General features: G+C 61.1%; 22 protein-coding genes and 1 pseudogene. 9 read left to right on the top strand and 14 right to left on the bottom strand.

The window, feature by feature from the left end; all coding sequences use genetic code 11:
- Positions 1–10: 10 nt before the first annotated feature.
- The 5 genes from dapD (at position 11) to QWU43_RS05280 (ending at position 4,113) form a co-directional block, all read left to right on the top strand.
- Entirely contained in the window at positions 11–988 is a 978-nt protein-coding gene (dapD, locus tag QWU43_RS05300) for a 2,3,4,5-tetrahydropyridine-2,6-dicarboxylate N-succinyltransferase (protein WP_370915139.1), read from the top strand.
- A gap of 114 nt (positions 989–1,102) precedes the next feature.
- Entirely contained in the window at positions 1,103–1,705 is a 603-nt protein-coding gene (locus QWU43_RS05295) for a GNAT family N-acetyltransferase (RefSeq protein WP_370915140.1), read from the top strand.
- Between the two features lie 148 nt (positions 1,706–1,853).
- The gene (locus QWU43_RS05290; protein ID WP_370915365.1) at positions 1,854–3,206 is read left to right on the top strand and encodes an amino acid permease; all 1,353 of its coding nucleotides are present in this window, start codon (positions 1,854–1,856) and stop codon (positions 3,204–3,206) included.
- Positions 3,207–3,376: 170 nt separating this feature from the next.
- Positions 3,377–3,625, top strand: a complete 249-nt coding sequence (locus QWU43_RS05285) for a helix-turn-helix transcriptional regulator (RefSeq protein ID WP_370917321.1) — start codon at positions 3,377–3,379, stop codon at positions 3,623–3,625.
- The gene (locus QWU43_RS05280; protein WP_370917320.1) at positions 3,625–4,113 is read left to right on the top strand and encodes a hypothetical protein; all 489 of its coding nucleotides are present in this window, start codon (positions 3,625–3,627) and stop codon (positions 4,111–4,113) included. The genes QWU43_RS05285 and QWU43_RS05280 overlap by 1 nt, the downstream gene beginning before the upstream one ends.
- On the opposite strand, the gene QWU43_RS05275 is transcribed toward QWU43_RS05280, so the two are convergent.
- From QWU43_RS05275 to typA, 8 genes are all read right to left on the bottom strand, one after another.
- Positions 4,114–4,674 carry a GtrA family protein gene (locus QWU43_RS05275; protein WP_370915143.1) on the bottom strand — a complete coding sequence of 187 codons (561 nt, stop codon included), beginning with the start codon at positions 4,672–4,674 and terminating at the stop codon, positions 4,114–4,116. It lies immediately after the preceding gene.
- Between the two features lie 192 nt (positions 4,675–4,866).
- A complete protein-coding gene (locus tag QWU43_RS05270) occupies positions 4,867–5,613 on the bottom strand; it encodes a pseudouridine synthase (protein WP_370917414.1) in 747 nt (248 codons plus the stop codon).
- A gap of 83 nt (positions 5,614–5,696) precedes the next feature.
- Positions 5,697–6,812 carry a succinyldiaminopimelate transaminase gene (gene dapC / locus QWU43_RS05265; protein WP_370915146.1) on the bottom strand — a complete coding sequence of 372 codons (1,116 nt, stop codon included), beginning with the start codon at positions 6,810–6,812 and terminating at the stop codon, positions 5,697–5,699.
- Positions 6,813–6,894: 82 nt separating this feature from the next.
- Positions 6,895–7,212, bottom strand: a complete 318-nt coding sequence (fdxA, locus tag QWU43_RS05260) for a ferredoxin (protein ID WP_198735573.1) — start codon at positions 7,210–7,212, stop codon at positions 6,895–6,897.
- Positions 7,213–7,290: 78 nt separating this feature from the next.
- On the bottom strand, positions 7,291–7,701 hold the full coding sequence (locus QWU43_RS05255; protein WP_370917319.1) for a hypothetical protein: 411 nt from the start codon (positions 7,699–7,701) through the stop codon (positions 7,291–7,293).
- Complete coding sequence (mshB, locus tag QWU43_RS05250; protein WP_370915148.1) at positions 7,698–8,621, bottom strand: N-acetyl-1-D-myo-inositol-2-amino-2-deoxy-alpha-D-glucopyranoside deacetylase; 924 nt, start codon at positions 8,619–8,621, stop codon at positions 7,698–7,700. The genes QWU43_RS05255 and mshB overlap by 4 nt, the downstream gene beginning before the upstream one ends.
- Positions 8,622–8,628: 7 nt before the next feature.
- On the bottom strand, positions 8,629–10,266 hold the full coding sequence (locus QWU43_RS05245; protein ID WP_370917318.1) for an ABC transporter family substrate-binding protein: 1,638 nt from the start codon (positions 10,264–10,266) through the stop codon (positions 8,629–8,631).
- A 301-nt stretch (positions 10,267–10,567) separates the two neighbouring features.
- The gene (gene typA, locus QWU43_RS05240) at positions 10,568–12,481 is read right to left on the bottom strand and encodes a translational GTPase TypA (RefSeq protein ID WP_370915150.1); all 1,914 of its coding nucleotides are present in this window, start codon (positions 12,479–12,481) and stop codon (positions 10,568–10,570) included.
- Positions 12,482–12,942: 461 nt separating this feature from the next.
- Here typA and QWU43_RS05235 point away from each other — a divergent pair, with 461 nt between their 5' ends.
- The 4 genes from QWU43_RS05235 to QWU43_RS05220 all read left to right on the top strand — a co-directional run bounded on the left by QWU43_RS05235 (position 12,943) and on the right by QWU43_RS05220 (position 16,259).
- Positions 12,943–13,686 carry a hypothetical protein gene (locus QWU43_RS05235; RefSeq protein ID WP_370917317.1) on the top strand — a complete coding sequence of 248 codons (744 nt, stop codon included), beginning with the start codon at positions 12,943–12,945 and terminating at the stop codon, positions 13,684–13,686.
- 6 nt (positions 13,687–13,692) lie between these two features.
- On the top strand, positions 13,693–14,235 hold the full coding sequence (locus QWU43_RS05230; protein ID WP_370917316.1) for a DUF402 domain-containing protein: 543 nt from the start codon (positions 13,693–13,695) through the stop codon (positions 14,233–14,235).
- Positions 14,236–14,407: 172 nt separating this feature from the next.
- A complete protein-coding gene (locus tag QWU43_RS05225; protein WP_370917315.1) occupies positions 14,408–15,247 on the top strand; it encodes a formate/nitrite transporter family protein in 840 nt (279 codons plus the stop codon).
- A 130-nt stretch (positions 15,248–15,377) separates the two neighbouring features.
- Entirely contained in the window at positions 15,378–16,259 is an 882-nt protein-coding gene (locus QWU43_RS05220) for a trypsin-like serine protease (protein WP_370917314.1), read from the top strand.
- 93 nt (positions 16,260–16,352) lie between these two features.
- On the opposite strand, the pseudogene QWU43_RS05215 reads toward QWU43_RS05220, so the two are convergent.
- The 6 genes and pseudogenes from QWU43_RS05215 to QWU43_RS05190 all read right to left on the bottom strand — a co-directional run.
- A pseudogene (locus QWU43_RS05215) lies at positions 16,353–16,535 on the bottom strand (ABC transporter ATP-binding protein); the annotation flags it as partial.
- Between the two features lie 183 nt (positions 16,536–16,718).
- The gene (locus tag QWU43_RS05210; RefSeq protein ID WP_370915155.1) at positions 16,719–16,940 is read right to left on the bottom strand and encodes a hypothetical protein; all 222 of its coding nucleotides are present in this window, start codon (positions 16,938–16,940) and stop codon (positions 16,719–16,721) included.
- On the bottom strand, positions 16,937–17,680 hold the full coding sequence (locus QWU43_RS05205; RefSeq protein WP_370917313.1) for a hypothetical protein: 744 nt from the start codon (positions 17,678–17,680) through the stop codon (positions 16,937–16,939). Before QWU43_RS05205 ends, QWU43_RS05210 begins: the two co-directional genes overlap by 4 nt.
- A 1,912-nt stretch (positions 17,681–19,592) precedes the next feature.
- Positions 19,593–21,275 carry a dipeptide ABC transporter ATP-binding protein gene (locus QWU43_RS05200; protein WP_370917413.1) on the bottom strand — a complete coding sequence of 561 codons (1,683 nt, stop codon included), beginning with the start codon at positions 21,273–21,275 and terminating at the stop codon, positions 19,593–19,595.
- Positions 21,276–21,322: 47 nt separating this feature from the next.
- Positions 21,323–22,330, bottom strand: a complete 1,008-nt coding sequence (locus QWU43_RS05195) for an ABC transporter permease (RefSeq protein ID WP_198735564.1) — start codon at positions 22,328–22,330, stop codon at positions 21,323–21,325.
- The gene (locus QWU43_RS05190) at positions 22,323–23,249 is read right to left on the bottom strand and encodes an ABC transporter permease (RefSeq protein WP_198735563.1); all 927 of its coding nucleotides are present in this window, start codon (positions 23,247–23,249) and stop codon (positions 22,323–22,325) included. The genes QWU43_RS05195 and QWU43_RS05190 overlap by 8 nt, the downstream gene beginning before the upstream one ends.
- Positions 23,250–23,251 lie beyond the last annotated feature (2 nt).

The raw sequence follows: 23,251 nt of genomic DNA, 5'->3' as shown, positions 1-23,251 counted from the left end.
GTTGTAATCCATGACTTCAGCTATCGCCACAGGACTCGCCACAATCGAGCACGATGGAACCGTTCTCGATTGCTGGTTCCCCGCCCCTGAACTCACTGACACCGATCAGACCACCGGTACGACCCGTCTCGACGTGAACGAACTCCCGGATCATCTTGCTTCACTCACGGGTACCGATGATGATCGTAACGTCGAGCGGATCGGTATCCGCACCGTCATCGCGGACCTGGACGCTGCCCCGGCCGACGCCTATGACGTGTACCTGCGTCTCCATCTGCTCTCCACCCGTAAGGTCCGTCCCCACGGGCTCAACATGGATGGGGTCTTCGGTCTCCTGACCAACGTCGTTTGGACCAACTTCGGTCCGTGCCCAGTAACTGATTTCGAGGTCACCCGGGCAAAGCTCTCTCGCCGTGGCCAGGTCAACGTCTACCTGGTGGACAAGTTCCCCCGGATGATCGACTACGTCGTACCCACCGGTGTCCGTATCGGTGACGCCGACCGGGTCCGTATGGGGGCACATCTCGCGGAGGGCACGACCGTCATGCATGAGGGCTTCGTCAATTTCAACGCCGGTACTCTCGGTGCATCGATGGTCGAAGGCCGAATCTCAGCCGGGGTTGTCGTCGGCGACGGAACAGATATCGGAGGTGGCGCCTCGATCATGGGAACCCTGTCGGGTGGTGGCAAACAGGTGATCTCCCTGGGCGAACGTTGTCTTCTGGGTGCGAATGCGGGCTGCGGCATCTCTCTCGGAGATGACTGCGTCATCGAAGCCGGCCTCTACGTCACCGCAGGAACCAAGGTAAAGGTTCTCGGCGATGTAGCGGTAGCCGCCGGGGTCGCCGACGGTAACTCCGTGAAAGCTGTCGAATTGTCCGGAGCATCGAACATCCTGTTCCGCCGTAACTCGCTAACCGGCGCGGTCGAGGCTACCGCATGGGGTTCCGCGCAGGTCGAACTCAACGCCGACCTACATGCCAACTAGTTTTCACCGGTTGGGGGATTAACCATCGTCGGGGTTCACCGGAACGGGTGTTCTCTTCCACGGATCCCCTACGTCTCCCGTTTTCGGGTCCTAATGGAAGAAAAGGCCAACCCAATGCCCTGGTTTTCCTCGCCCACGCTCACCGGCCGCATCATCGAGTTAGCTCCACTAAGCCTCGATGATGCACCTGAGCTCTCGGAAGCCGTCCTAGACGGCAATCTGCATCACGAGTGGTGGACCTCCACACCCGCACCCGATGACATGGCCAACGACATCACGGTCAAACTGAACCATGCCGCTGACGGGACCATGGTGCCGTTCATCATCCGTTCTGCGGTCGACGGCACCGCATTCGGCGTGACCTGTTACTACGATCTCGATCCGAGGGTTCCACGGGTGGAGATCGGATACACATGGCTGCGTTCCGCGGCCCAGGGCAGCGGAGCAAACCCAGAGGCGAAGCTCCTCATGCTGGGTTACGCCTTCGACGAGTTGAACTGTGCACGGGTGGGCATCCGGACGAAGTTCTCCAACACCACGTCGCGGGCCGCCATCGAGCGTCTGGGACTCAAGTGCGACGGAATACTCCGTTCACACGTGAGACTCCGCAACGGGGTACTTGATGACGCGGTCCTGTACTCCGCGCTCGCGCATGAATGGCCGGTGATCCGGGCCCGACTCAATGACCGGATCAGGCGCCATACGCCCCTGAACTGAAAACCCTGCCTGGTGTTCAATCGGTACGCTCCACGGCGTACTCTTCTTCTGGGCCCTTTTTCACAGCCGACACCCAGCAGGAGATGGCACCGCCGTGAGTACGACCACCACCAATCTAGGATCCGGTCTGAAGGTCCGTCATTTAACGATGATGGGCCTCGGCTCGACCATCGGGGCGGGACTGTTCCTCGGAACCGGCGTCGGGATCAGGGCTGCCGGGCCGGCCGTGCTGCTGGCCTACATCGCCGCTGGGGCGATCGCCGTGATGGTGATGCGGATGCTCGGCGAGATGGGGTCGGTGGTGCCTGCCTCCGGTTCGTTCTCCGAGTATGCGGAGCTCGGTATCGGCCGGTGGGCCGGTTTCACCCAGGGCTGGATCTACTGGCTCGCGACCGTCGCCGTCCTCGGCGCCGAGATGACCGGGGCCGCGGCGATCATCGGTTCCTGGTTGTCGATCCCGCAATGGGTTCCGGCTCTGGTCTTCGTCGTCTTTTTCGGGGTGGTCAACCTTCTGCGTGTCCGGGCCTTCGGTGAGTTCGAGTTCTGGTTCGCACTAATCAAGGTGCTCGCGCTCGCCGGATTCCTGGTCATCGGGTTCCTTCTCATCTTCGGCCTGCTCCCGGGGCACCCGTACATCGGGTCCTCGGTGTTCACGGCGGACGGGTTCATGCCGAACGGTCTGGGCGGAGTCGCCGCGGGCATGCTCGCCGTGGCCTTCGCCTTCGGTGGCATCGAGGTAGTCGCCATCGCTGCCGCCGAATCCGAGGATCCCGGCAGATCATTGGTCAACGCCGTGCGCACGACGATCACGAGGATCAGCGTGTTCTACCTGGGCAGTGTTCTGGTGATCACCTTCCTCCTGCCCTACTCCACCCTCGGGGCGGCCGACACCGCGGCGGACAGCCCATTCGCCCTCGTTCTGGGGCTCGCCGGAATACCCGGGGTCGTGGGACTGATGGAGACGCTGATCGTGCTCGCACTGCTCTCCGCGTTCAACGCCCAACTGTTCGCCTCATCCCGGATGATGTTCTCGTTGGCCCAGCGCGGTGACGCTCCGGCGATTTTCTCCCGGGTGAATCCCAGAAAGGTCCCTGTCCCGGCCATCATCTTGTCGATCATCCTCGCCACCGTGATGGTGGTGCTGAATTTCGCGGACACGGGTTGGTTGCTCGGGTTCATGCTCAACGCGGCAGGAGGTTCCCTGCTCATCGTCTGGGGGTTCATCACCGTCTCCGAGCTGAAACTCCGGCGCCGACTGGAGCGGGTGTCGGAGCTGCCGATCCGGATGTGGGCCTGGCCCGTGTGCACGTGGGCGACCCTCGCCGTGCTCGTCGCCCTCGGGCTGCTGATGCTCGCGGACGCGGGTGCACGCATCCAGTTGATGTCCGGGGCCGGCATGTTCCTCCTGCTGTTCATCGCGGCCCTGGCCAACTCGCGGATTCGTGGTGTCAGTCCGTGGCAGAAGGCGCTGTTGCCCGGTGAGGACCGCGGGCTGAGGTAGGTCCACGGCCCCATTTCCCCCGACCCGGCGGTACAGGTAGCCGTCCGTCCTACCGCTCCCGTACGGGGGACGGGGGACGGACTCTCTGATTCACCCTTGCGGGCCGTGTCTCCCCCGCCACTGAGTAAAGTTATATTGACTAGAAAGTAAGTATTCTTTACATTATGGCCATGGAACCGGACACAACGGAAAATCTGGTGCGTAAGCTCCGCCGATGGGCGGAGCTGTCCCAGGCCGATCTCGCGGAACGGGTAGGCGTCACCAGGCAGACGATCGCGAACATCGAGAAGGGAAACTACTCCCCGTCCGTCCACCTGGCGCTGGCGATCTGCCGCGAACTCGGAGCCACCGTCGAGCAGGTCTTCGGCGCCGAACAGAACACGACAGCCCCCGGCATCACCCACGAAAGGAACCGATGATGACCATCACCCGACACCTGGACACCGCGATCCGCTGGTCGGAGAACCAGTTCGAGGACGAATTCCAGATCAGGACGTTCCACCGCTCGCAGACACTGGGACGGATACTCTGCGGTCAGCTGTCACTGCTCACCGCGATGATCCTCGCCTGGGTCCTTCCGGACGGACGGGCACTGCTGTCCTTTCTCGCCGTGCTCCCATTCGCCGGTTCCGAGCTGATCGCCAACGCATGGTTGACCCGCCGGGTACCCCGCCCCGCACCGCCGCGGCCACCGGCACCGGTGATCGCACTGACGGGTGTCCTCACCGTGTCATGGCTGGCCGGAATCTGGCGGAACGGTCCGACCTCGGGAGCGGACTGGCTCCTCGGACTGATCGTCGGTGCCTGCGCCGGACTCGTCGCGATGTTCGTTGCGGGCCCCAGGTTGATCCGCCGCGCACGTCTGCGGGACATCCGGCGAATCGATGCGCGACTGGGATCCGACTGATCAGGGTTCCGGGACCACGGGGTCACGGGCGATGACGACCCGACTCGAGCGGAACGTCCAGAACTTGTTGATGACGAAGTTCACCGGCATCGCCACCATGATCGAGATCAGCGTGGCCCAGTAAAAGCGGGTCCGGAACCCGGTGGAATCATCGAAGATGTGCGCGGGCAACGCGAACGGTGATTCCGGATTCATCAGGGCCGTCACCACAACCAGGCTCACCACCAGGGCGATCATGCCAGTGAGAAGAAAGGGGATGAACTCCCGGAACCAGCTCAGATGTGTGGATGAACGGAACGTCCACGACCTGTTCAACTGGAAGTTCCACACATTGGCAACCAGGAAAGCGATGGTGAAGAACACGTGGTACCAGCGGATGTTGTACTGAGTTCCGAGGAGATTCAGGAAGGGTTCATGTTCGGTGATCCCGTGCCACCACCAGGCGATCTTCTTGCTCATCGCAACGGCGAAAAGATTCACCACCACGCCTGATCCACCGACAATCCCGAATTTCAGGAACTGACGGAGACTATTGGTGTAGTGGCCGATGGTTGGCTTCATGGTGTATGCGGATGTCCTTATCGATCCTGTACAACGGGAGGGGCACGCTGTCCGTCCATCGGCACGGCCCGGGGCACCTCAGACTACGGGGCTGCCCACCAGATAGAATATTCTACGTCGGCGAACCCGCCTCGTCCGCATTCAGAGGGTCGATACCCGTGCTCGAGTGGCGATCATCACCACCGGTACGGTTTACGGCCGCCGCGTACTCCGCCAGTCGCTGGATCGCCCGTCGATCGGATCAGTTACCTGCAGGCGGGTGGCCACCAGCCCCAACGGTTCGGTGAAGTCCCGGAGATCCAGACCTCTGTCCACTGGGTAGGTATCATCGCCCACGATCGGACACCCGAGGTGAGCGAGCAACACTCGGAGCTGATGCGTGTGCCCCGTGACGGGCCGCAGCTCAACGGTTCTGTCCCCGGTTCGGCGAACCTGGGTTCGGGTCGGGATACCACCGTCCATGACCCGGACGACCCGCTCGCCGGAGATCTTCCGCATCGGCAGTTCGACCGTGATCCAGTCCTCCCCCAACGGCGGTTCACCCACCACGCGAGCCAGATAAGTCTTAGTCACCTGCCGGTGCTGGAACAATGACTGATAAGCCGACCGCGTATTCCGATCCGTCGAACAGAGTAAAACCCCGGCCGTGAGCCGATCCAGACGGTGCAGAGGAACGATGTCCGGATTATCCAGTTCCACCCGTAACCTCGTCTGCACCGTCTCCCGAATCACCCGGCCATTTGTGGTTGCGGGGAGAAAATGCGGTTTATCGACGACCACGTACCGGTTCGTCCGCTCAAGCACGTCGTGGGTGAACGGGATCACCGGCTCCTGCGGGACCGCGGGGGTGAACCACGCCGGAACCGCCCCGTCGAGAACCGTACCCGCGGGAATGATCTCACCGAACCTGAAGGGCGAATCCCCAGCGGCACCGGCCACATAGGTCCGACCATCCGGAACGACTTCACGCAGTACCACCCGGCGCGGTGAGATCCCGTCGATGACCGGAAGCGGGCAGCGACTCACGCCAATCGCGCCACCGCTGCATCGACACGCTCATCGGTACCAGTCAAAGCCATCCGTACATGCTGCGCTCCCTTGGGACCGTAGAAATCCCCCGGGGCGACGAGTATCCCACGTTGCGCGAACCAGTCGAGGGTCGCCCGACAGTCCTCGCCACGCGTGGCCCAGAGGTAGAGCCCAGCCTCGGAATTGTCCACGGTAAAGCCTGCCCCGGTCAGGGCAGCGAGAAGTTTGTCCCGCCGCTCCCGGTACCGTTCCCTTTGCTCCGCTTCCTGGGCGTCATCATCGAGCGCGGCCACCATCGCGGCCTGGATCGGACCTGGCATCATCAGGCCGCAATGCTTGCGCACCTCAAGTAACTGACCGATCAGGTCACTGTCCCCGGCGAGAACACCGGCGCGGTAACTGGCCATGTTCGAGGACTTCGACAACGAATGGATCGCGATGAGACCGGTGTGGTCGCCACCGCAGACCCTCTCATCCAGAATGGACAGTGGCGGATTCTCCGGATCCCACCCCAACCCGATGTAGCATTCGTCGCTGCACAGGATCACACCCCGCTCCTGCGCCCATCCGACGACTTTCCGCAGATGCTCGATGCCGAGCACCTTGCCCGTCGGATTAGACGGGGAATTGATGAACATCATCGTCGGTGTCGCCGGACCAATCTGGGTCAAAGAATCCGCCCGCTGCGGGCGGGCACCGGACATGAGCGCCGCCACCTCGTAGGTGGGGTAGGCGACCTCGGGGATGATCACCGTGTGGCCCGTACCAACACCCAGCAACATCGGTAACAGTGCGATGGCTTCTTTCGTACCGATGACCGGTAGAACCGCCTCAGCCACGAGTCCAGACATGTTGTATCGACGCGACAACGACTCCACCAATGACCGGTTCAGTTCCGGGGTACCGGTCGTCTGCGGATAGCCCGGTTCAGCGGCCGCCTCCGCCAACGCGACGCGGATCGGTTCCGCGACGTCGTCGACCGGGGTACCCACGGAGAGGTTGACAATACCGTCCGGATGCTCCGAAGCCTTCTTCTTCACATCGGCGATCGTGTCCCACGGGAAATCGGGGAGGGCGTTGCCGGGAGGAGTGCGGGTGAGAGATGCCATACCACTGTTTATACCCGTCCACGGGCAGAAGACGGCCCAGCGGGCTAGATGAATCCCCGCCGCGGGCCCTCACCGCCAGATGTCAGGCCTGCGGGGGAAGTTTGTCCACCAGCGGTGGGTCGAAGTCCTGTTGCCCCAGACGGGCAGCACCACCAGGCGACCCGAGATCGTCGAAGAACGCGGCGTTCGCGTCGGTGTAGTCGATCCACTCGTCCGGAACGTCATCCTCGTAGAAGATCGCCTCGGTCGGGCACACGGGCTCGCAGGCACCACAGTCGACGCACTCGTCGGGGTGGATGTACAGCGAACGCTTTCCCTCGTAGATGCAGTCGACAGGGCATTCTTCGACACATGCCTTGTCCATGACGTCGACGCAGGGCTGCGCAATTACGTAGGTCATCGTGGTTCGGTTGCTCCAGGTGGAAACGGTTCGGGTGGTCGGACGACAGGGGCTGGTCCGTCGCCGGACCCCATTGTGTCACTTCCCCCGTATCAACGGCCAACCGCCGCCCATCGTGCCCGCGAGAAGAAGCGCTGCACCACTGAGCGTCTGCGCGACCAGCACGTCTCCCGTCACCTCCGGCCAGAGCAACAGAGCGAGGTATCCCACCAGCCAGACCCCGAGCGGGATTCCCGCGACGGCACGGTTCTGCGTCCACAACAATGCTGTTCGGGAGAGCACCAGCGTAAAACCGAAGGCGATGGGAAGAGTGAATGGAAATGCGATTATCTGTCCCGCCGGCAGGGTGATACGTGTCCCGACGTACACCACCTCCAGCAGGACGGAAAGGAGAGCCCCGAGCGATAGCCAGGCAAGCCCGACGGCCGTCTCCCCCACCGTATGCTCGCGATAGATGTACCGCTCGGTCCCGTAATCGGCGGCAGTCACGGAAACTCCAGTCCGGCAGTCACATCCGGGGTCCGTACTACCGGGTCGACCCCCCACCCAATCCGGTAATGCTCATTCCGGAGGAGCGGCTGCGCGATGAGGTTACTCAAGGCAAATACTGCGGGAGTCACCGCAGGATCTGATACCGCCGCGAATGCGGCCACCGGATTAACATCACTCACCGACCCGTCCGCAAACCAGATCTGGGTCGCATGGGCCGCCATCGCCGCCTTCTTCGCCGCGAGGCACTCATCATCGAGGACGACGGTGAGATCATGTGTATCGACGGAGGCAAGCTCCCCGTCCGTGGCGCGGCTCCAGCCGTCCGGAATCTGAGAGATACCGTCGAGCCCCGCGCGCTGGTCCGCCCGATCAGTCACCGCCCAGAGGATCCGCTGTGGCACAGCTCCCGGAATCTCCTCCGCAAGCAGTGCTTCGACAGCCGCATGGGTGATCTCGTGTGCACGAATGTGGTCAGGGTGCCCGTATCCCCCGTCTGGTCCGTAGGTCACGATGAGCTGTGGTCGGTATTCTCTCATCAGATCGATGAGCTGCTCCACCGCTGTGTCCCCCGAGTTGATGAACGCCCTGGGGTGCCCGTTGGCTGGATCACCCGCCATCCCAGAATCCCGCCAACAGCCCGCTGACCCGAGATGAACACCCCGGACACCGAGGTGGTTCAGTGATTCCCGCAATTCAGCGATCCGGAAACCACCGAGCTGATCAGCGCTATCCGCGACAAGCCCCCGGTAGGGATCTCCGATCACCTCACCCTGCTCACCGAGCGTGCAGGTGACGACAGTGACGGCCGCTCCACGGCGGCTGAGCTGCGCCAACAGTCCCCCCGTCCAGATTGCCTCATCGTCAGGATGAGCGTGCACGGCGAGGACTGTAAGCCCTTTGAGGTCATTGTTCAGCATGAGATCCCTACTCCTCTTTCGCGGTCCAGCCTGCAGCAGTGGACAGGAGGCCGGTGATTCCACCCGGATTCGCGGACCAGTTCTCGATATCCGCATCCGGGACCACGATACCGGGGCCCAGGACGATAACACGGTTCTCCGTGACCAGCGGGATGGAGAGTACCTCACTCTGCTCGACCCTGCGGAGTTCGGGGATCACATCTTCCGGATTCATGGTGCCCGCGAGCATCGACAGAAGCGTACCGTCAAGTTTCCTCGAGCAGATCCCAGAGAGATTCCCCGAACGGATCGAGGTCCGCTTTCGAGACCGGGACGACATCGACGAGACGTCGTTGGGGGATCCCGTGGACGCGGTCACATCATCCGGATCGAGCGCGACCGGACACAGAAACCGGTCAGCGAGGGTAACCGGATCCATAGTCGTGCGTTGGTGGCCGACAACGGCGTCTGCGTCACCGGCCGGAAGCAACTTTCCGGCGATATCGGTGAACGGTGCGAGTACAACTTCGGCGTTGATACCCTTGCTTCGGAGGATGTCGACGATGGTGTTCGCGGCGGCGGTAGCCATTCGATCGGCTGGATCAACAGCAATGCGGAGTGGAGTACTTCGGGTGGCGAGTTCCAAAGTAGGCCCGACTGTCCCGATATCTGCGGAGGAAAACTTGTTATCGCCGTTCAGGTCCTCCTCGGGTCCGTCGTCTCCGAAATCCCCTGCACCGATGTCCCCTGGTTCCGATACTGGGAAATCCGGGATCACAAGGTTCGTGGAACGCCCCGTGGCCAGCCTCGCGACCTGGTTCCGGTCGATGAGTCCAACGAGTTCCCGACGGACCGCGGCTGTGGACAGCACCGGAGAAGTAACGGATAGGGTTAATTCGAGTACGGTCTCGCGTTCGCGGACCGACACGCGAGTCTCGGGCAGCAGGCTGAATGCGTCGAACGTGGTTTCCTCCGGTGTCACGTCGAAATAGCTCGCTTGACCGGAACGCAGCATCTGGACTCCCTGCTGCACCGACCGGACCTCTCGAAAGTTCAGGGTCTCGGTCTTTGCCGGATCCGGCCCCCAGAAACGATCGTTACGTACGAGAGTCACCGCACCACGTTGTCGGTCGACCCGAGCCACGGTGTAGCGCCCACCTGCCGCTGGAATAATATGATCCAGCCCCGTTGTGAAACCGTCAGCGGAGTCTCTGAGCAGATGGCTCGGAAGCAGGTGGTTGAACAATCCACTGATGTCAGCGACTCCGCGACGGAAATCGACATCGATGGTCCGCCCACCCCCGGATGTGCGGATGGCGCTGATCTGTTCATATCCTGCGGCCCCGATGACTCCAGGGGTGGATACCATCGAGTCCCTCAGAAAACTGAAGTCGGCACCCGTGATAGGGGCACCATCCGACCATTGTGCGGCAGGATTCAGTACGTACCTCACGGTCTGTGCGACACCGGGTGCCGAAGGTTCCACAAAATCCACCGACTCGACGAGATCAGTGTTAGGTCTACCATTGACGTGAGTACTCGGGAGAACGAGATCAGCGAGTGCCCGGACAAAAGCCGAATCCTCGGAAATAAGGTGCGGATTGAAACCGCCGTCGAGGGGGTCTATACCGATGGTGATCTCCGAGGCCAGCGATGAGGTAGCCACTTCCTCCCCTCTCTCCTCAAATCGGGGGTCTGGAGGAACACTCGAAGTACCGGCTGCCGTATCGACGGGCAACGGTGTGGGGCCATCAGCCGAACATGCGGTGAGAGCAAGCGAAAGCACAAGCACCACCGCCGGGACGGTCCGGAATGGCGCGGAAACCGGCACCGGAATGGATCTCGGGAGAACAGACACATGTCCATCCTAGTCTCCGTACGTCTCGGGACCCCGGCAATACGACGATACCCCGCTCCAGACACCAGGAAGGTGCGGAAGCGGGGTACACGTGAGCGATGCTGTGAAATCAGCCCTTGTTGCGCTGCTTGTCACGGGAGCGCGCACGACCGCGCTCAGTGGCATTGAGAATAGCCTTACGGACACGGATGATGTCCGGAGTGACCTCGACGCACTCATCCTGACCACAGAACTCCATGGCCTCATCGAGAGTCAGGTTGCGTGCCTTAGCGAGAGTCACCGTGGCATCAGCGTTCGCCGAACGCATGTTGGTCAGCTTCTTCTCGCGGGTGATGTTAATGTCCATGTCCTCCTCACGGTTGTTCGCGCCGACGACCATACCCTCGTAGGCCTGCGTTCCGGGTTCGACGAAGAAACCGCCACGATCAGACAACTGCTGCAACGCGTAAGCCGTGATCTGGCCGGTACGGTCCGCGACGAGAGAACCGGAAGCTCGGCCCTTGATCTCCCCAGCCCAGGGCTTGTATCCCTCGGAGTAGTGGTTGGCGATGCCTGTTCCACGGGTTTCCGTCATGAACGTGGTGCGGAAACCGATTAGACCACGGGCAGGAACGGAAAACTCCATGCGAACCCAGTCGGTACCTGTGTTGTCCATGGACAGCATCTGGCCCTTACGCGCGGCGAGAAGCTGGGTGATCGCACCCTGGAACTCCGAGGGGACGTCGATAATCATGTGCTCAAAAGGCTCATGGATCTTACCGTCGATGGTCCTGGTGACCACCTGCGGCTTACCGACGGTCAGCTCAAAGCCCTCACGACGCATGGTCTCCACGAGAATCGAGAGCGCCATTTCACCACGGCCCTGGACTTCCCAGGCATCAGGACGCTCGGTCGGCAGAACCTTGATCGAGACGTTGCCGATGAGTTCCTGGTCGAGACGGGCTTTGACCACGCGGGCGGTGAGCTTGGTACCACCACCGCGACCAGCCATCGGTGACGTGTTGACACCAATGGTCATCGCGATGGCAGGTTCGTCAACGGTGATCCGCGGCAGAGCAACCGGATTCTCCAGGTCCGCCAGGGTATCGCCGATCATGATCTCCTCAATGCCCGAGATTGCGGCAATATCACCGGCGATGACCTCATCCGTAGGAACCCTGGTCACACCGACGGTACGGAGAAGCTCACCGATCTTGGCCGTCTTGGTGTGCTGGTTCCCCTCAGCATCATAGTGGATCCAGGCTACCTGCTGCCCCTTCTTCAAGCTCCCTGCGTGCACGCGGACCAGGCCGATACGGCCGAGGAAGGCGCTGGAGTCGAGGTTGGTGACGTGAGCCTGCAGAGGACCGTCCAGGTCTGCACTAGGCTCGGGGAGAACATCATAAAGAACGTCGAAGAGATCCTGAAGATTCTCGGTGTCGGGGGCGTTGCCGTTACCGGGATTGACGGTCGACGCTTTTCCTTCACGACCCGATGCGTAGAGTACGGGAAGATCGAGGAGACTCTCAGCAGCCTCCGCGGCCTCCGGATCCTCGATGGTGGAGGCGAGCTCCAGGAGCAGATCCTGACTCTCATTCACGACCTCTTCAATGCGGGCATCGGGGCGGTCCGTTTTGTTCACCACGATGATGACAGGCATCTTCGCCGCGAGTGCCTTACCCAGTACGAAGCGGGTCTGGGGCAGCGGTCCTTCAGAAGCATCGACGAGCAGAACGACTCCGTCAACCATGGACAGGGCGCGCTCGACCTCACCACCAAAGTCAGCGTGGCCCGGAGTGTCGATGACGTTGATGACAAGATCCGCACCATCCTTACCGACACCTTTGCGACGGATGGCCGTGTTCTTGGCCAGGATGGTAATTCCTTTTTCTTTCTCCAGGTCCCCGGAGTCCATCACGCGATCGACGGGTTCAGCGCGTTCCTCGAAGGCGCCGGACTGACGCAGCATGGCGTCGACGAGGGTGGTCTTTCCGTGATCGACGTGCGCTACGATCGCGACGTTACGGAACTCTGTGGTGCTCACTGGTGGTTTCTCTCCTGGCGGAATGCGAACGGTGGGACTGAAGCGCCCGCCGTTGTGGTTAATCGGTGGTTCAGCGTACCCGCACCCCGACCAGAACCGCACCTTTTCATGTTTTTACCCCGAGTACGGAGTAACGCTAACAACGTTCCTTTCCTTCCCAATTTCCGGGGTTGTGTAACAGTACATTTCCGTTCCCCGACACACCCGGTAGCCAGGAACCAACGGTTGCAGCCTCCCTCCAGAAACTCTAACCTCTCTCGATCCATCCGCAGACAAGACCGGTAGTCGCCAACAATTCCCGGATAACTGTCCCAGGCAAGCGTCACTGGTGCAAAACTAAATGAAAGTGACTAAAGTTACGCATGCTATTTACGTGAGCGGCGTTCGTGTCGGTGCACCGTTGGCGTACCATTCACCTCTGCCCCGCCCACGATCCCCCAGATAGATGGAGTCCAGACACAGTGCCTGAAAAAACCCGCAGCACCATCCACCTCCGCGTCGCTGCCGCCACTACATCAGCGCTACTGCTGTCCACCGCTGTTCTGTCCACTGTGCCCGCAGCAGCCGCCCCCGCCAACCCCGCCCCGGTAGGCTCCAGCGTTCCCGGGCTTCCCCAGTTGCCACCACCGCCACTCGATCATCTCGGCCGCCCTGCCCCCCACATCCTCCAGCAGATGCGGGATCTTGCCGCACTGGAGTTCATTCCCGGAAACATCCGTGGAATGCTCCTTGCCGCCGTCGGTTTCTTCGAGGGGGGCGGCAAACCGGGTGCCCCAATCCCCAAGGATGCACCGGTCTTCGCCCAGTTCGGTTGGCCCACCGTCGCAGATCAGTGCATCGGAGGGAAAAATAGGGCCACCGGTACCGCCATCGCTGTTCCCGGCCCCGCAGACCTTCCTCTGCCCGGCGTCCCCGCGGGACACGCAACCTTCGTCTTCACGGCACTCGGCACCGAACGCGTCGCAGAGAACCAGCAGGACTCCATGCAGGTGCATTGGGTGAATATCAGCACACTACGCACCGGAATCACTCCCCTCGGATACACCGGCATCAATCCGGACGGTCCCGCAACGATCGCAGGGACCGCAGACACCGGGCCAGGCACCGTCGTGGCGGTCCTCGACGGGGGTGTCACAACCACCGGAGAGAACGGCGATTCCACCTGCAGGTTCTTTCCGACCACCGGCATCTTCGACGTGAGGTAGCCGACGATGACCGATCTACATCCCGTGAAGCAGGAGATTTTCGACCTCAACCGAGGTACGAACACCGACCCGAAGGGATTCATCCGTGAGGTCGACACCTACCGAATCACGGACTTCGGTCTATACATGGCCCGAGGCGCAAACCACCCCCGGTTCGGATACCTCGAGACCTGGCTCCTCCCGGGATTGGGGCTGCGCGTCAACATCTTCCACTTCCGGGAAGGCATCAACGTTCACCAGGACTATTACGTCGACGTCGCGGAAATCACCACTGATCCATCCGGCGTCTGGAGAACCCGGGACCTCTACGTCGACCTGATTTCGGTCACCGGTACCCCCGTCGATGTACTCGACATCGACGAACTAGCTGCGGCCGCCTCCGCGGGTTTGATCACCGCCGAGGACACCGAGACAGCTATCGAAACGACACTCACAGCGGTCGAGGGCATAACCCGGAACGATGACAACCTCATGGCCTGGCTCAGTCGGCTGGGAATCACCCTGGACTGGGCTGATCCTGACACCATCACTCTCGCCCCTGTGGAGTAGCTCAACCTCTCCACACGGTTATCACGTCCACGCACGGCCTGGCTACACTGACGTTCCGCCCATCCGCCGGATCATCGGACCGGGCACATACCTACCCGCCCTGGATACCCTTGATTATCCCCTGACTACATCGGGGTGTCGCCGCACACCGACACCCGGCCGAGGAGTCCGCATGTCCGACGAATACCAATCGAACCAAAGCAGCAGACCCGACCACCAGCAGAACAGTGACACCGACAATCTGTCGGAGACGATGATCAAGCAGATCAATGAAGGTACCGAACGGCTCTCCCGGCCGCTGACGGCTCTCATCGTCACCGGGATCATGGGTTCCCTCGAAGTTGGGGTCGGGTTACTCGCCGAATACATCGTGAGCGAATCGACCGGCAGCGACATGCTCGGTTCCCTCGCTTTCGCCATCGGACTCGTCATCATCCTCCTCGCCCACTCCGAATTGTTCACCGAGGGGTTCCTCGTCCCGGTGTCCGCAGTCGTGGCTGGAAGAATGCCGCTGCACCGCCTCATCAAATTCTGGGCTTCCACCTTCACCGGAAACATCATCGGTGCCGCGATCATCATGGCTCTCCTCGTCATCGCTTACCCCGACATGCACCCATATCTGGTCGAGAAAGCCAGACACTACGCACTCATGCCCCTCGACGCGGAACACGTCATTCTCGCCGCACTCGGAGGCATGTTCCTCACCCTGGTAACCCGCATGCACCAGTTCAGCGACGAAGTCGTCCCCATGATCATCGCCAGCACCATCGGCGGGTTCCTCCTCTCCGCCACCGGAATCATCCATTCCATCCTGGATACCCTTTTCATCTTCGGTGGTTTGTTCACCGGAGCCTCTGGCCTCACCATCACTGACTGGCTATCCTTCGTGTGGTGGGTCGCACTAGCCAATCTCATCGGTGGCCTCGGCCTCGTTTCCGCCCTACGCTTCGTACAGGCACATCGGGTAGTCCTCGAACAACAGAACGACTCCGGCATCAGCGGAGACCGCTGAAGCTCCCAACGGAACGGTACAGCGGTAGAGTGTGACGAACGGGGTTAACCACACCAACCTCACAGATCTCCGGGAGTAACTCCCGCCAACCGCGTAACCCGACCCCCGACCACAGAGGAACACCACGATCATGGCCCACCTCATCCGCCGCGCTCTCGCAACTACGGTTGCAGGAGTCGCGATGATCTCACCTGTCATTGTCGCCACACCAGCCGGGGCGATCATCAGCGCGCACGACGCCAACCCCGCGTTCGCCGCCTCCGCAGTCCGGCTCTCACTCGGTGACATGAACTGCACCGGCACTCTGATAGCTCCGGAGTGGGTACTCACCGCAAAGCACTGCGTAGGTGAGGGCACCACCTCAGATGTCTCGGTGGGACCGACCTATCACGCCGAACACCACCACGCCCGTGAAGTCATCCTGCATCCGAACGTAGATCTGACGCTGGTCAAACTTGATCGACCGTCCACTGCGCCAGTCTCACCGCTCTCCGGACACCACATGCAGCCCGGCGATGTCGGCCAGGCAATCGGCTGGGGTGGTATCCGAGGCAGTATCGCACCCCCGGTTCAGGAATCCTCAGTGACGGTACAGCGCCGGGTCACCAATGTACCTAGTCCAGACCGGAGCGCCACGATGGTGGAGACGTGGGTAGATGCTGGACGAATCCAACCAGGTGATTCCGGCGGCCCCCTGTTCATGGATGGAGCTGTCACGGGAATCATAGCAATGTCGAATGCAGGGACCGGGAACACGGTCGACGGCACCGTCGCCTGGTACGTACCGGTGGCGGAGAACCTGGACTGGATCAGCAGGCACTCCGGTGCCCCGCGTCCGGCTGTCACCGGTTCCCCGGCACCACTCGTCGACGCCACCGCGTACCCGACGGTCGCTCCGGTGCTTCCCCCCGTACCGGCGGTGTTCGGCAGCAGTATGCCGCAGCTTCCGCCGGAACTGTCCTTCCTCACCGCCGGAATCCCGCTGGGTGTGCCGCCTGTCGGTTCCTCGTAGAAGCGACGCGCGCACTGAGGTAGTCCCCGGAAAGCCGAAAAGGCCCGGCTCCATCCGTGTGGAGCCGGGCCTTTTCGCGCGGGCCGGAGACGGCTACCAGATGGTCGTCCCGAGTTCAATCCCGAGACCGGGGACCGAGTCAATGAGGTCCCAAGTGTAGGCCTCCTTCGCACCGGCGAAGATTTCGTCGGCGGTACCGGACTCGACGACCTACCCCTGTTTCATCACGACGCTGTCGCCTGCCGTCTGCCGCGGGGCAGCGGGATCACGGATGATGAGAGCTTCACACCATCACCCCGACCCCAACAGACAACACGAGCAGAGCATGTGGAAAAGCGCCGAACCCGAAGGCTAATTCGAGCGGCCACCGTATCTCGTAGAATAACGGTCCAGAAACTGAAACTGTGGTGACACCTCAGAATCATCAACCCATGACAATCCAGGCCAGAGCCGTTTACATCAGGCGTCACGCTTCCCGGTCACTCGACGCGCAAGTCCAACAGCCAAGGGTAATGGGAAAAGAGTGTAGACAAGAATTTTGAGGTAGGGCTCCGTTTCTTCGAGGCCCAGGACATGAGCCAGCCTGCTATCGCCCAGTACCATTTCGGCGAAGCTCCAAACAATGATTTGGGTCGCCAGCCAAATCATCAACACCACCAGGAGGAATTTCAGTGATTTCATTTCGGAGTACAGTTTCCTCGTTCTGCAACAGTATTGATTTGATAAGAACCAACTTTCCATTGGTAGCAAGTTCCATCGTTGATGTGCCGTAGATTGTCTAGGGCGACTTTGAGAGACCACAGAGCAACCGTAGACCCTACCGTCACACAGAGAAGCCCGGCAACTGCCACAACCAAAGGATGACGGAGCCTAGCGACCTGTGCACACCCATACCCTACCGCCAGCGCAAGAGAAGCGCCGCCGGCGGATTTCAAGGCACGAAGCTCCCAACCAAACCAGTTAAAATAGACTCCCCAGCCGTAGGTAATCTGTGGATCCAGAACGATTTCCCCCTCAGTCTCCTGAGTGTCTACAATTTGCCTGAGAGAAGAACCATCGGCGTTAATTTCATACCATGTCTCAAGGGGATTGCCGTCCTCATCGACAGCCCACGGTGCAGAGATTACGGTTTCCGATACTGCAGAAACACCATTCCCAGTGTCCATGCGGAATCCGACAGAACCATCATCAAACACAACAGCTTCCACCCCTTTAGGCATAGATAACCCCCATTCCTTTTCGACAAAGTCTTCATGCTTCGCGACTACTTCTGTCTGAATTAGAGTGCCAACCTCAGAAGAAGCCCGTGCGACTGCGCCAGTTTCAACATCCGCAGCGTATTCAGTCCACGCAACGTCTTCAAGCTTGACGGAGTCACCAAACGAAACTGAAATTTCACCGAAATACGTGTCTCCAGTCACTCCTTCATCAGTTATCTCCGCTTTGGACGGACGAGCAACCTCAGCACGCTCGGAAACTCCTTGTTGGATTGCCTGTTTTCCGCAGCAAGTGCCGTTTCAACAAGACTCCCCTCTTCACCACCCACTTCTTGAGCAGAAGCAGCGGAAATGTTACTAACCCCCAAGACCACAGCAGTTACTACAGTTACAATTAGCTTAATAACGCTTGAACCGTGCATGATCACACCTCCACAGGTTAACCACAGATACACTACTAAACATAGGTAAGCCTACACATATAACGAACCCCTTGTAACCAATGAAACGGTACCGCTGATCCGGTGGTGCGTGACAAGCACAACGAACCACGTCCACGGATCTGTAGCAGACCCTGGCCCACCGACTTCCGCAACCAGGTGATCATCCTGTGCGTGGATCTCGTAACGCTCCCGGCGACAATTCTCGCCGATCTATTTCCACTCGGCGATGGTGTCCTCACCAGCATGCGGATCAAACAGTTTTCAACGAGCCCCGGTTCTCACACACGGACCGCACCCTGCTGATTTCCCTGTCCGCGCTACCCCGCCCCGGTTCCTGTCTGGCGGGCTTGCTCCTCACGGGGCGACCTGAGAAACGCCGAACCATCCGATCCTGCTCCACGCCCCCAACCGCCGCAATCTCACCCACACGGGTGCTGTTGGACGGATCAGCCTGCGGCACACGCTGCGACAGGCAGATCAAGAATCGATCACTGCGGGTCGTACGGCACGGATCATGCGGGGTGTTGTCCGCATCATCTGTCGTCAGGCGTCACCTCGGTCTGACACAGGCAGTTACCCTGCCACCGACACGCCATCGGCGCATACTCCCCGGTCTTATCGACCACGGCCAGACACGCGGGACGCATCCATGACAGGCACTGGGCGGGGCACCTGGTGGGAAACATTCCAGTTCAGACCGTAATCATGCACTCAACGTCACAGTGGCATGTGTCCCGTCCGATCAGCGGCTGCTTCGTTGCGCCCGGGGCGATCTGCTCGATTACCCAACGCTGCCCGTTACGCACCATATCCCCCACACCCGTGTCGCCCCCTCACAAACGCCCGGTCATCTGACCGCGCTCCTTCACGGCCTTTAGCGCCACACGGTTCAGAGGTCCCGCTTCGGGGCCACCAGATATTGCCCACTCTCGGCGGTACCACGCTTCCAGTCGTGCGGAACACCGTTCATCATGACGGTAGTCGAGCCTGCGGCCGAGCGGTCATGATCCGGTGGAGGTCCGCCGCACTCTCCGCATCTGGCAACTCGTGGGTCAGGATGGTCAGCAGTCCACCGTGCACCTTGCTTCGCTATGCTGCTGCGCGGTACCAAACAGCGACGCGAGCCTGTGTGCCGGGTGATTTTCAGGGTGCGCACCGTCTCCCGGGGGAGCATGCCTACCTCATCCACGAGGCCACAAGATTTTCGGCGTTCCGGCCGAACATCTGCCACTGCGGCCACCGGTTCCGCATCAGTCGTGCGGCCCGGAGCCCGGGCGATCATCTGCGCCGATACGGCTACGCTCCGCCCCTCTCCCATCTCGTCAGCCACTTTTTCCCATCAGAACCAACCCAACACCAGTTTTGCCGGGGTTCTTCCACACACTCCACACCGCCCTGAGCATAGGATGTTTTGTTGGCGCAGGCCGGGACAACGACAAAGCTGACACTCGAGGTCGGGGGTTGCCCTCCTAATACACCGTGAGCGAATCAACCGGCAGCGGCATGCCCGGCTCCTTCGCTTTCGCCATCATCTTGCTCCCGTACTTTCCGAATTGTGCACGGTATCCAGCTGGACGGATCCTCCTTAGCACCCGGACCCGATCCACCGACCGGAAAGGCCCGGTCCCGCTCGGGGAGAGCGGGACCGGGCCTTTCGTCTGGGACGAACTCGTCTAGATCGACACCCCGAGTTCGATCCCCAGTCCGGGAACGGAGTCGATGAGGTCCCGGGTGTAGGCCTCCTTCGCACCGGCGAAGATGTCGTCCGCGGTACCTGCCTCGACGACCTGTCCCTGTTTCATCACGACGATGTCGTCGGCGGTCTGCCGCACGACGGCGAGGTCGTGGGTGATGAAGAGGTAGCTGAGGTCGAGTTCCTCCTGGAGGTCCGCCATCAGCTGGAGGATCTGGTTCTGCACCAGCACGTCCAGTGCGGAGACGGCCTCGTCGAGGACGATGACCTCCGGGTTGAGCGCGAGTGCGCGGGCGACGGCGATGCGCTGGCGCTGGCCACCGGAGAGCTCGTTGGTGTACCTGCGCATCGTCGACCGTGGCATGGCGACCATGTCGAGGAGCTCCGCGACACGGTTCTCGCGCTCCTTGCGGTTGCCCACCTTGTGCACCTTGAGGGGTTCCTCGATGCACCGGTAGATGGAGTACATCGGGTCCAGGGAACCGTAGGGGTTCTGGAACACGACCTGGAGCTTGCGGCGCATGGCGAACAGTTCGCGACGGTTCAGCGTCGACAGGTCGGTGCCCTTGTAGTACACCTTGCCGGAGGTGGGGTCCAGCAGGTTGAGCACCATGTTCGCGACGGTTGATTTGCCAGAACCGGATTCGCCCACCAGCGCGAGGGTCGTTCCCCTCCGGAGACCGAAGCTCACGTCGTCGACGGCCTTGAACTTCTTCTTGGCGCCCTTCGCACCCCGGATGTCGAAGACCTTCGTGAGGTTCTCGACCCGGATGACCTCCTCCGCGACCTCCGCGGAGGAGTGGCTCAGCAGTTCCGAGCTCTCCACCCCCTGTTCCTGTGCGGAACGGATGCGTGCACTCGCCAGGGACGGAGCGGCCTTCACGAGACGCTGGGTGTAGGGGTGCTTCGGGTCACGCAGGATCTCGAGTGACGGACCGGACTCCACGACGCGTCCGCGGTGCATGACGACGAGGTGCTCGGCACGTTCCGCAGCGAGTCCGAGGTCGTGGGTGATGAAGAGTACGGCGTTTCCGAGTTCATCCGCGAGCGTTCCGAGGTGATCCAGGATCTGCTTCTGCACCGTCACGTCGAGCGCGGACGTCGGTTCATCGGCGATGAGGAGGTTCGGCCGCGCGGCGAGACCCATCGCGATGAGCGCGCGCTGGCGCATACCACCGGAAAACTCGTGCGGGTACTGCTTCGCACGGCGTTCGGCATCCGGAAGTCCTGCCTCCTCAAGAAGCTCAGCGACCCGCTTGTCCGCGCGGGAACCGGTCGCGATGTTGTTGGCCTTCAGCGACTCCTTGATCTGGGTTCCGATGCGCCACACCGGGTTCAGGTTACTCATCGGGTCCTGGGGGACGAGGCCGATCTCGGATCCCCGGTAGCTCTCCATCTCCTTGGATGAGAGCTTCGAGATGTCCTTGCCCTTGTACAGGATTTCGCCGTTGGTGACTCTGCCGGTTCCCGGCAACAGCCCGATCACGGCCATGGCGGTGGTGGACTTACCCGAACCGGACTCACCTACGATAGCGACGGACTGCCCCGGGTAGATCGTGAGGTTGACGTTCCGGACCGCCTCGACGGTGCCGGTGGACGAGGTAAACGAAACGCAGAGGTCCTTCAGCTCAAGCAGCGGATCATCTCCGTGGCGGTGCCCCATGTGGCGGGTGCCGTCGGCGTCCTGGGTGGTGGGGTTCACGGGATCGCTCATCGCTTCCTCGCCTTCGGATCGAGGGCGTCACGTACGGCATCGCCCATCATGATGAAGCTCAGCACGGTCAGTGCCAGAGCCATAGCCGGGTAGAAGAGAACCATCGGCTGAGTACGCAGCGAACTCTGCGCCTTGGAGATGTCCCCACCCCAACTGACGATCGTCGTCGGTAGGCCGATGCCCAGGAATGACAGCGTGGCCTCGGCCACGATGAACACGCCCAACGCGACGGTGGAGTAGACGATGATCGGTGCCGCCGCATTTGGCAGCACGTGGCTGGTCAGAATCTTCGCCGGTGAAGCGCCGACGGCACGGGCCGCCGTGACATATTCCTCGTTCTTCACACTCATCACGGCACCACGGGTGATGCGGGCAATGGACGTCCAGCCGAATAGACCGAGCACCAGAACGACGGTGATGATGGTGCGCTGTTCCTTGAACATCTGCATCACGACGATCGCGGCGAGCACCAGCGGAACAGCGAAGAATGTGTCGGTGATACGGGAGAGAATGGCGTCGATCCAGCCACCGATGTACCCGGCGAGCGAACCGATCACCGTTCCGATGAACACGACGAGCGCGGTCGTGAGGATACCGACGGTCACCGACGCACGGGCACCGTAGATGGTACGCGCAAAAATATCGCATCCTTGCCTGTCAAATCCGAAAGGATGCCCTTCACGGGGTCCTTCGAGAGAGTTCGACAGCTCACACAGTGCAGGATCAGTCGACGTGAACATCCCCGGGAAAACTGCCAGCAACACCGCGATAAGAATCAGAGTCGCAGAGAACCAGAACAGCGGGCGACGACGCAGGTATCGCCACGACTCGCCCCACACGCTGGTGGGCGCAGATTCATCGGCGACCGCATCAACGGCACCAAGACCTGTCTCGTCGGTCTCGGCGATGAAATGGTTCTGGCCACGCCGGTTCGAGGGGAACAAGGTGCCTGCGGCGTCATCGACGGTCGGGTTGGGCAATGGCTTGTCAATGTTGTCATGCATAGCGGATCCTCGGGTCGAGTACGGCGTAGAACAGGTCCACGAGAAGGTTCGCCAGGATGTAGACGACGACCAAGACGGTGGTGAAACTGACCACCGTAGTCGGCTCGCCCTTCAGGATGGCGTTGTATATCGTGCCACCGACCCCGTTGATTCCGAAGATACCCTCGGTGACGATGGCTCCGCCCATCAAGGCGCCGAGATCCGCACCGAGAAACGTGGTGACCGGAATCATCGAGTTCCGCATCACGTGGCGAACCATGACGTTGTTGTTGCTCAGGCCTTTTGCACGTGCTGTACGAACGTAGTCGGCGGTGAGATTCTCGGATACCGATTGGCGGGTCAACCGAAGGACATAGGCGAGGGAAACGGCTCCGAGAACCAACGCGGGCATGAGGAGGTTCTTGACCGTGTCGTGAGGTCCGACCGTGGACGGCAGGAGACTGAACTTCACTCCGACGACGTACTGGAAGACGAAGCCGATGACGAAGCTGGGTACAGCAATGACGATCAGGGACATGACGAGCACGGTGGAGTCGAAGATGCCACCCCGACGGACTCCGGCGATAAAACCGAAGCCGACACCGATGATGGCTTCGAAGATCAGAGCCATCACCGCCAGCTTGATGGTCACCGGGAATGCGGTGGCCATGACCGAGCTAACGGGTTGACCGGAGAAGGTGGTACCAAAATCGAGGGACAGGATTCCCTTGAGATACAGCAGATACTGAATGATGAACGGTTTGTCCAGGTTGTACTCGGCACGGATTCGCTCGGCGGTGGCCTCGGTGAGTCCACGATCACCTCCGAGGGCTTGCACCGGGTCACCGGGCATGAGGAATACGAGCGCATAAATCAGGAATGTCGCACCGAAGAAGACCGGAATCATCTGGAGCAGACGGCGCCCTACGTAACGCAGCATGG

This window comes from Corynebacterium sp. CCM 9204 (assembly GCF_041357695.1).
GTDB lineage: Bacteria > Actinomycetota > Actinomycetes > Mycobacteriales > Mycobacteriaceae > Corynebacterium.
Note: the sequence above shows the minus strand (reverse complement) of the source record. Positions and strands in the feature narration are given on the sequence as shown.

What these genes read in the sequence shown, in the direction of transcription:
- dapD (WP_370915139.1), top strand. Translation starts at nt 11, where the DNA reads ATGACTTCAGCTATCGCCACAGGACTCGCCACAATCGAGCACGATGGA.
- QWU43_RS05295 (WP_370915140.1), top strand. Translation starts at nt 1,103, where the DNA reads ATGCCCTGGTTTTCCTCGCCCACGCTCACCGGCCGCATCATCGAGTTA.
- QWU43_RS05290 (WP_370915365.1), top strand. Translation starts at nt 1,854, where the DNA reads ATGATGGGCCTCGGCTCGACCATCGGGGCGGGACTGTTCCTCGGAACC.
- QWU43_RS05285 (WP_370917321.1), top strand. Translation starts at nt 3,377, where the DNA reads ATGGAACCGGACACAACGGAAAATCTGGTGCGTAAGCTCCGCCGATGG.
- QWU43_RS05280 (WP_370917320.1), top strand. Translation starts at nt 3,625, where the DNA reads ATGACCATCACCCGACACCTGGACACCGCGATCCGCTGGTCGGAGAAC.
- QWU43_RS05275 (WP_370915143.1), bottom strand. Translation starts at nt 4,674, where the DNA reads ATGAAGCCAACCATCGGCCACTACACCAATAGTCTCCGTCAGTTCCTG.
- dapC (WP_370915146.1), bottom strand. Translation starts at nt 6,812, where the DNA reads ATGGCATCTCTCACCCGCACTCCTCCCGGCAACGCCCTCCCCGATTTC.
- fdxA (WP_198735573.1), bottom strand. Translation starts at nt 7,212, where the DNA reads ATGACCTACGTAATTGCGCAGCCCTGCGTCGACGTCATGGACAAGGCA.
- mshB (WP_370915148.1), bottom strand. Translation starts at nt 8,621, where the DNA reads ATGCTGAACAATGACCTCAAAGGGCTTACAGTCCTCGCCGTGCACGCT.
- QWU43_RS05230 (WP_370917316.1), top strand. Translation starts at nt 13,693, where the DNA reads ATGACCGATCTACATCCCGTGAAGCAGGAGATTTTCGACCTCAACCGA.
- QWU43_RS05225 (WP_370917315.1), top strand. Translation starts at nt 14,408, where the DNA reads ATGTCCGACGAATACCAATCGAACCAAAGCAGCAGACCCGACCACCAG.
- QWU43_RS05220 (WP_370917314.1), top strand. Translation starts at nt 15,378, where the DNA reads ATGGCCCACCTCATCCGCCGCGCTCTCGCAACTACGGTTGCAGGAGTC.
- QWU43_RS05210 (WP_370915155.1), bottom strand. Translation starts at nt 16,940, where the DNA reads ATGAAATCACTGAAATTCCTCCTGGTGGTGTTGATGATTTGGCTGGCG.
- QWU43_RS05200 (WP_370917413.1), bottom strand. Translation starts at nt 21,275, where the DNA reads ATGGGGCACCGCCACGGAGATGATCCGCTGCTTGAGCTGAAGGACCTC.
- QWU43_RS05195 (WP_198735564.1), bottom strand. Translation starts at nt 22,330, where the DNA reads ATGCATGACAACATTGACAAGCCATTGCCCAACCCGACCGTCGATGAC.
- QWU43_RS05190 (WP_198735563.1), bottom strand. Translation starts at nt 23,249, where the DNA reads ATGCTGCGTTACGTAGGGCGCCGTCTGCTCCAGATGATTCCGGTCTTC.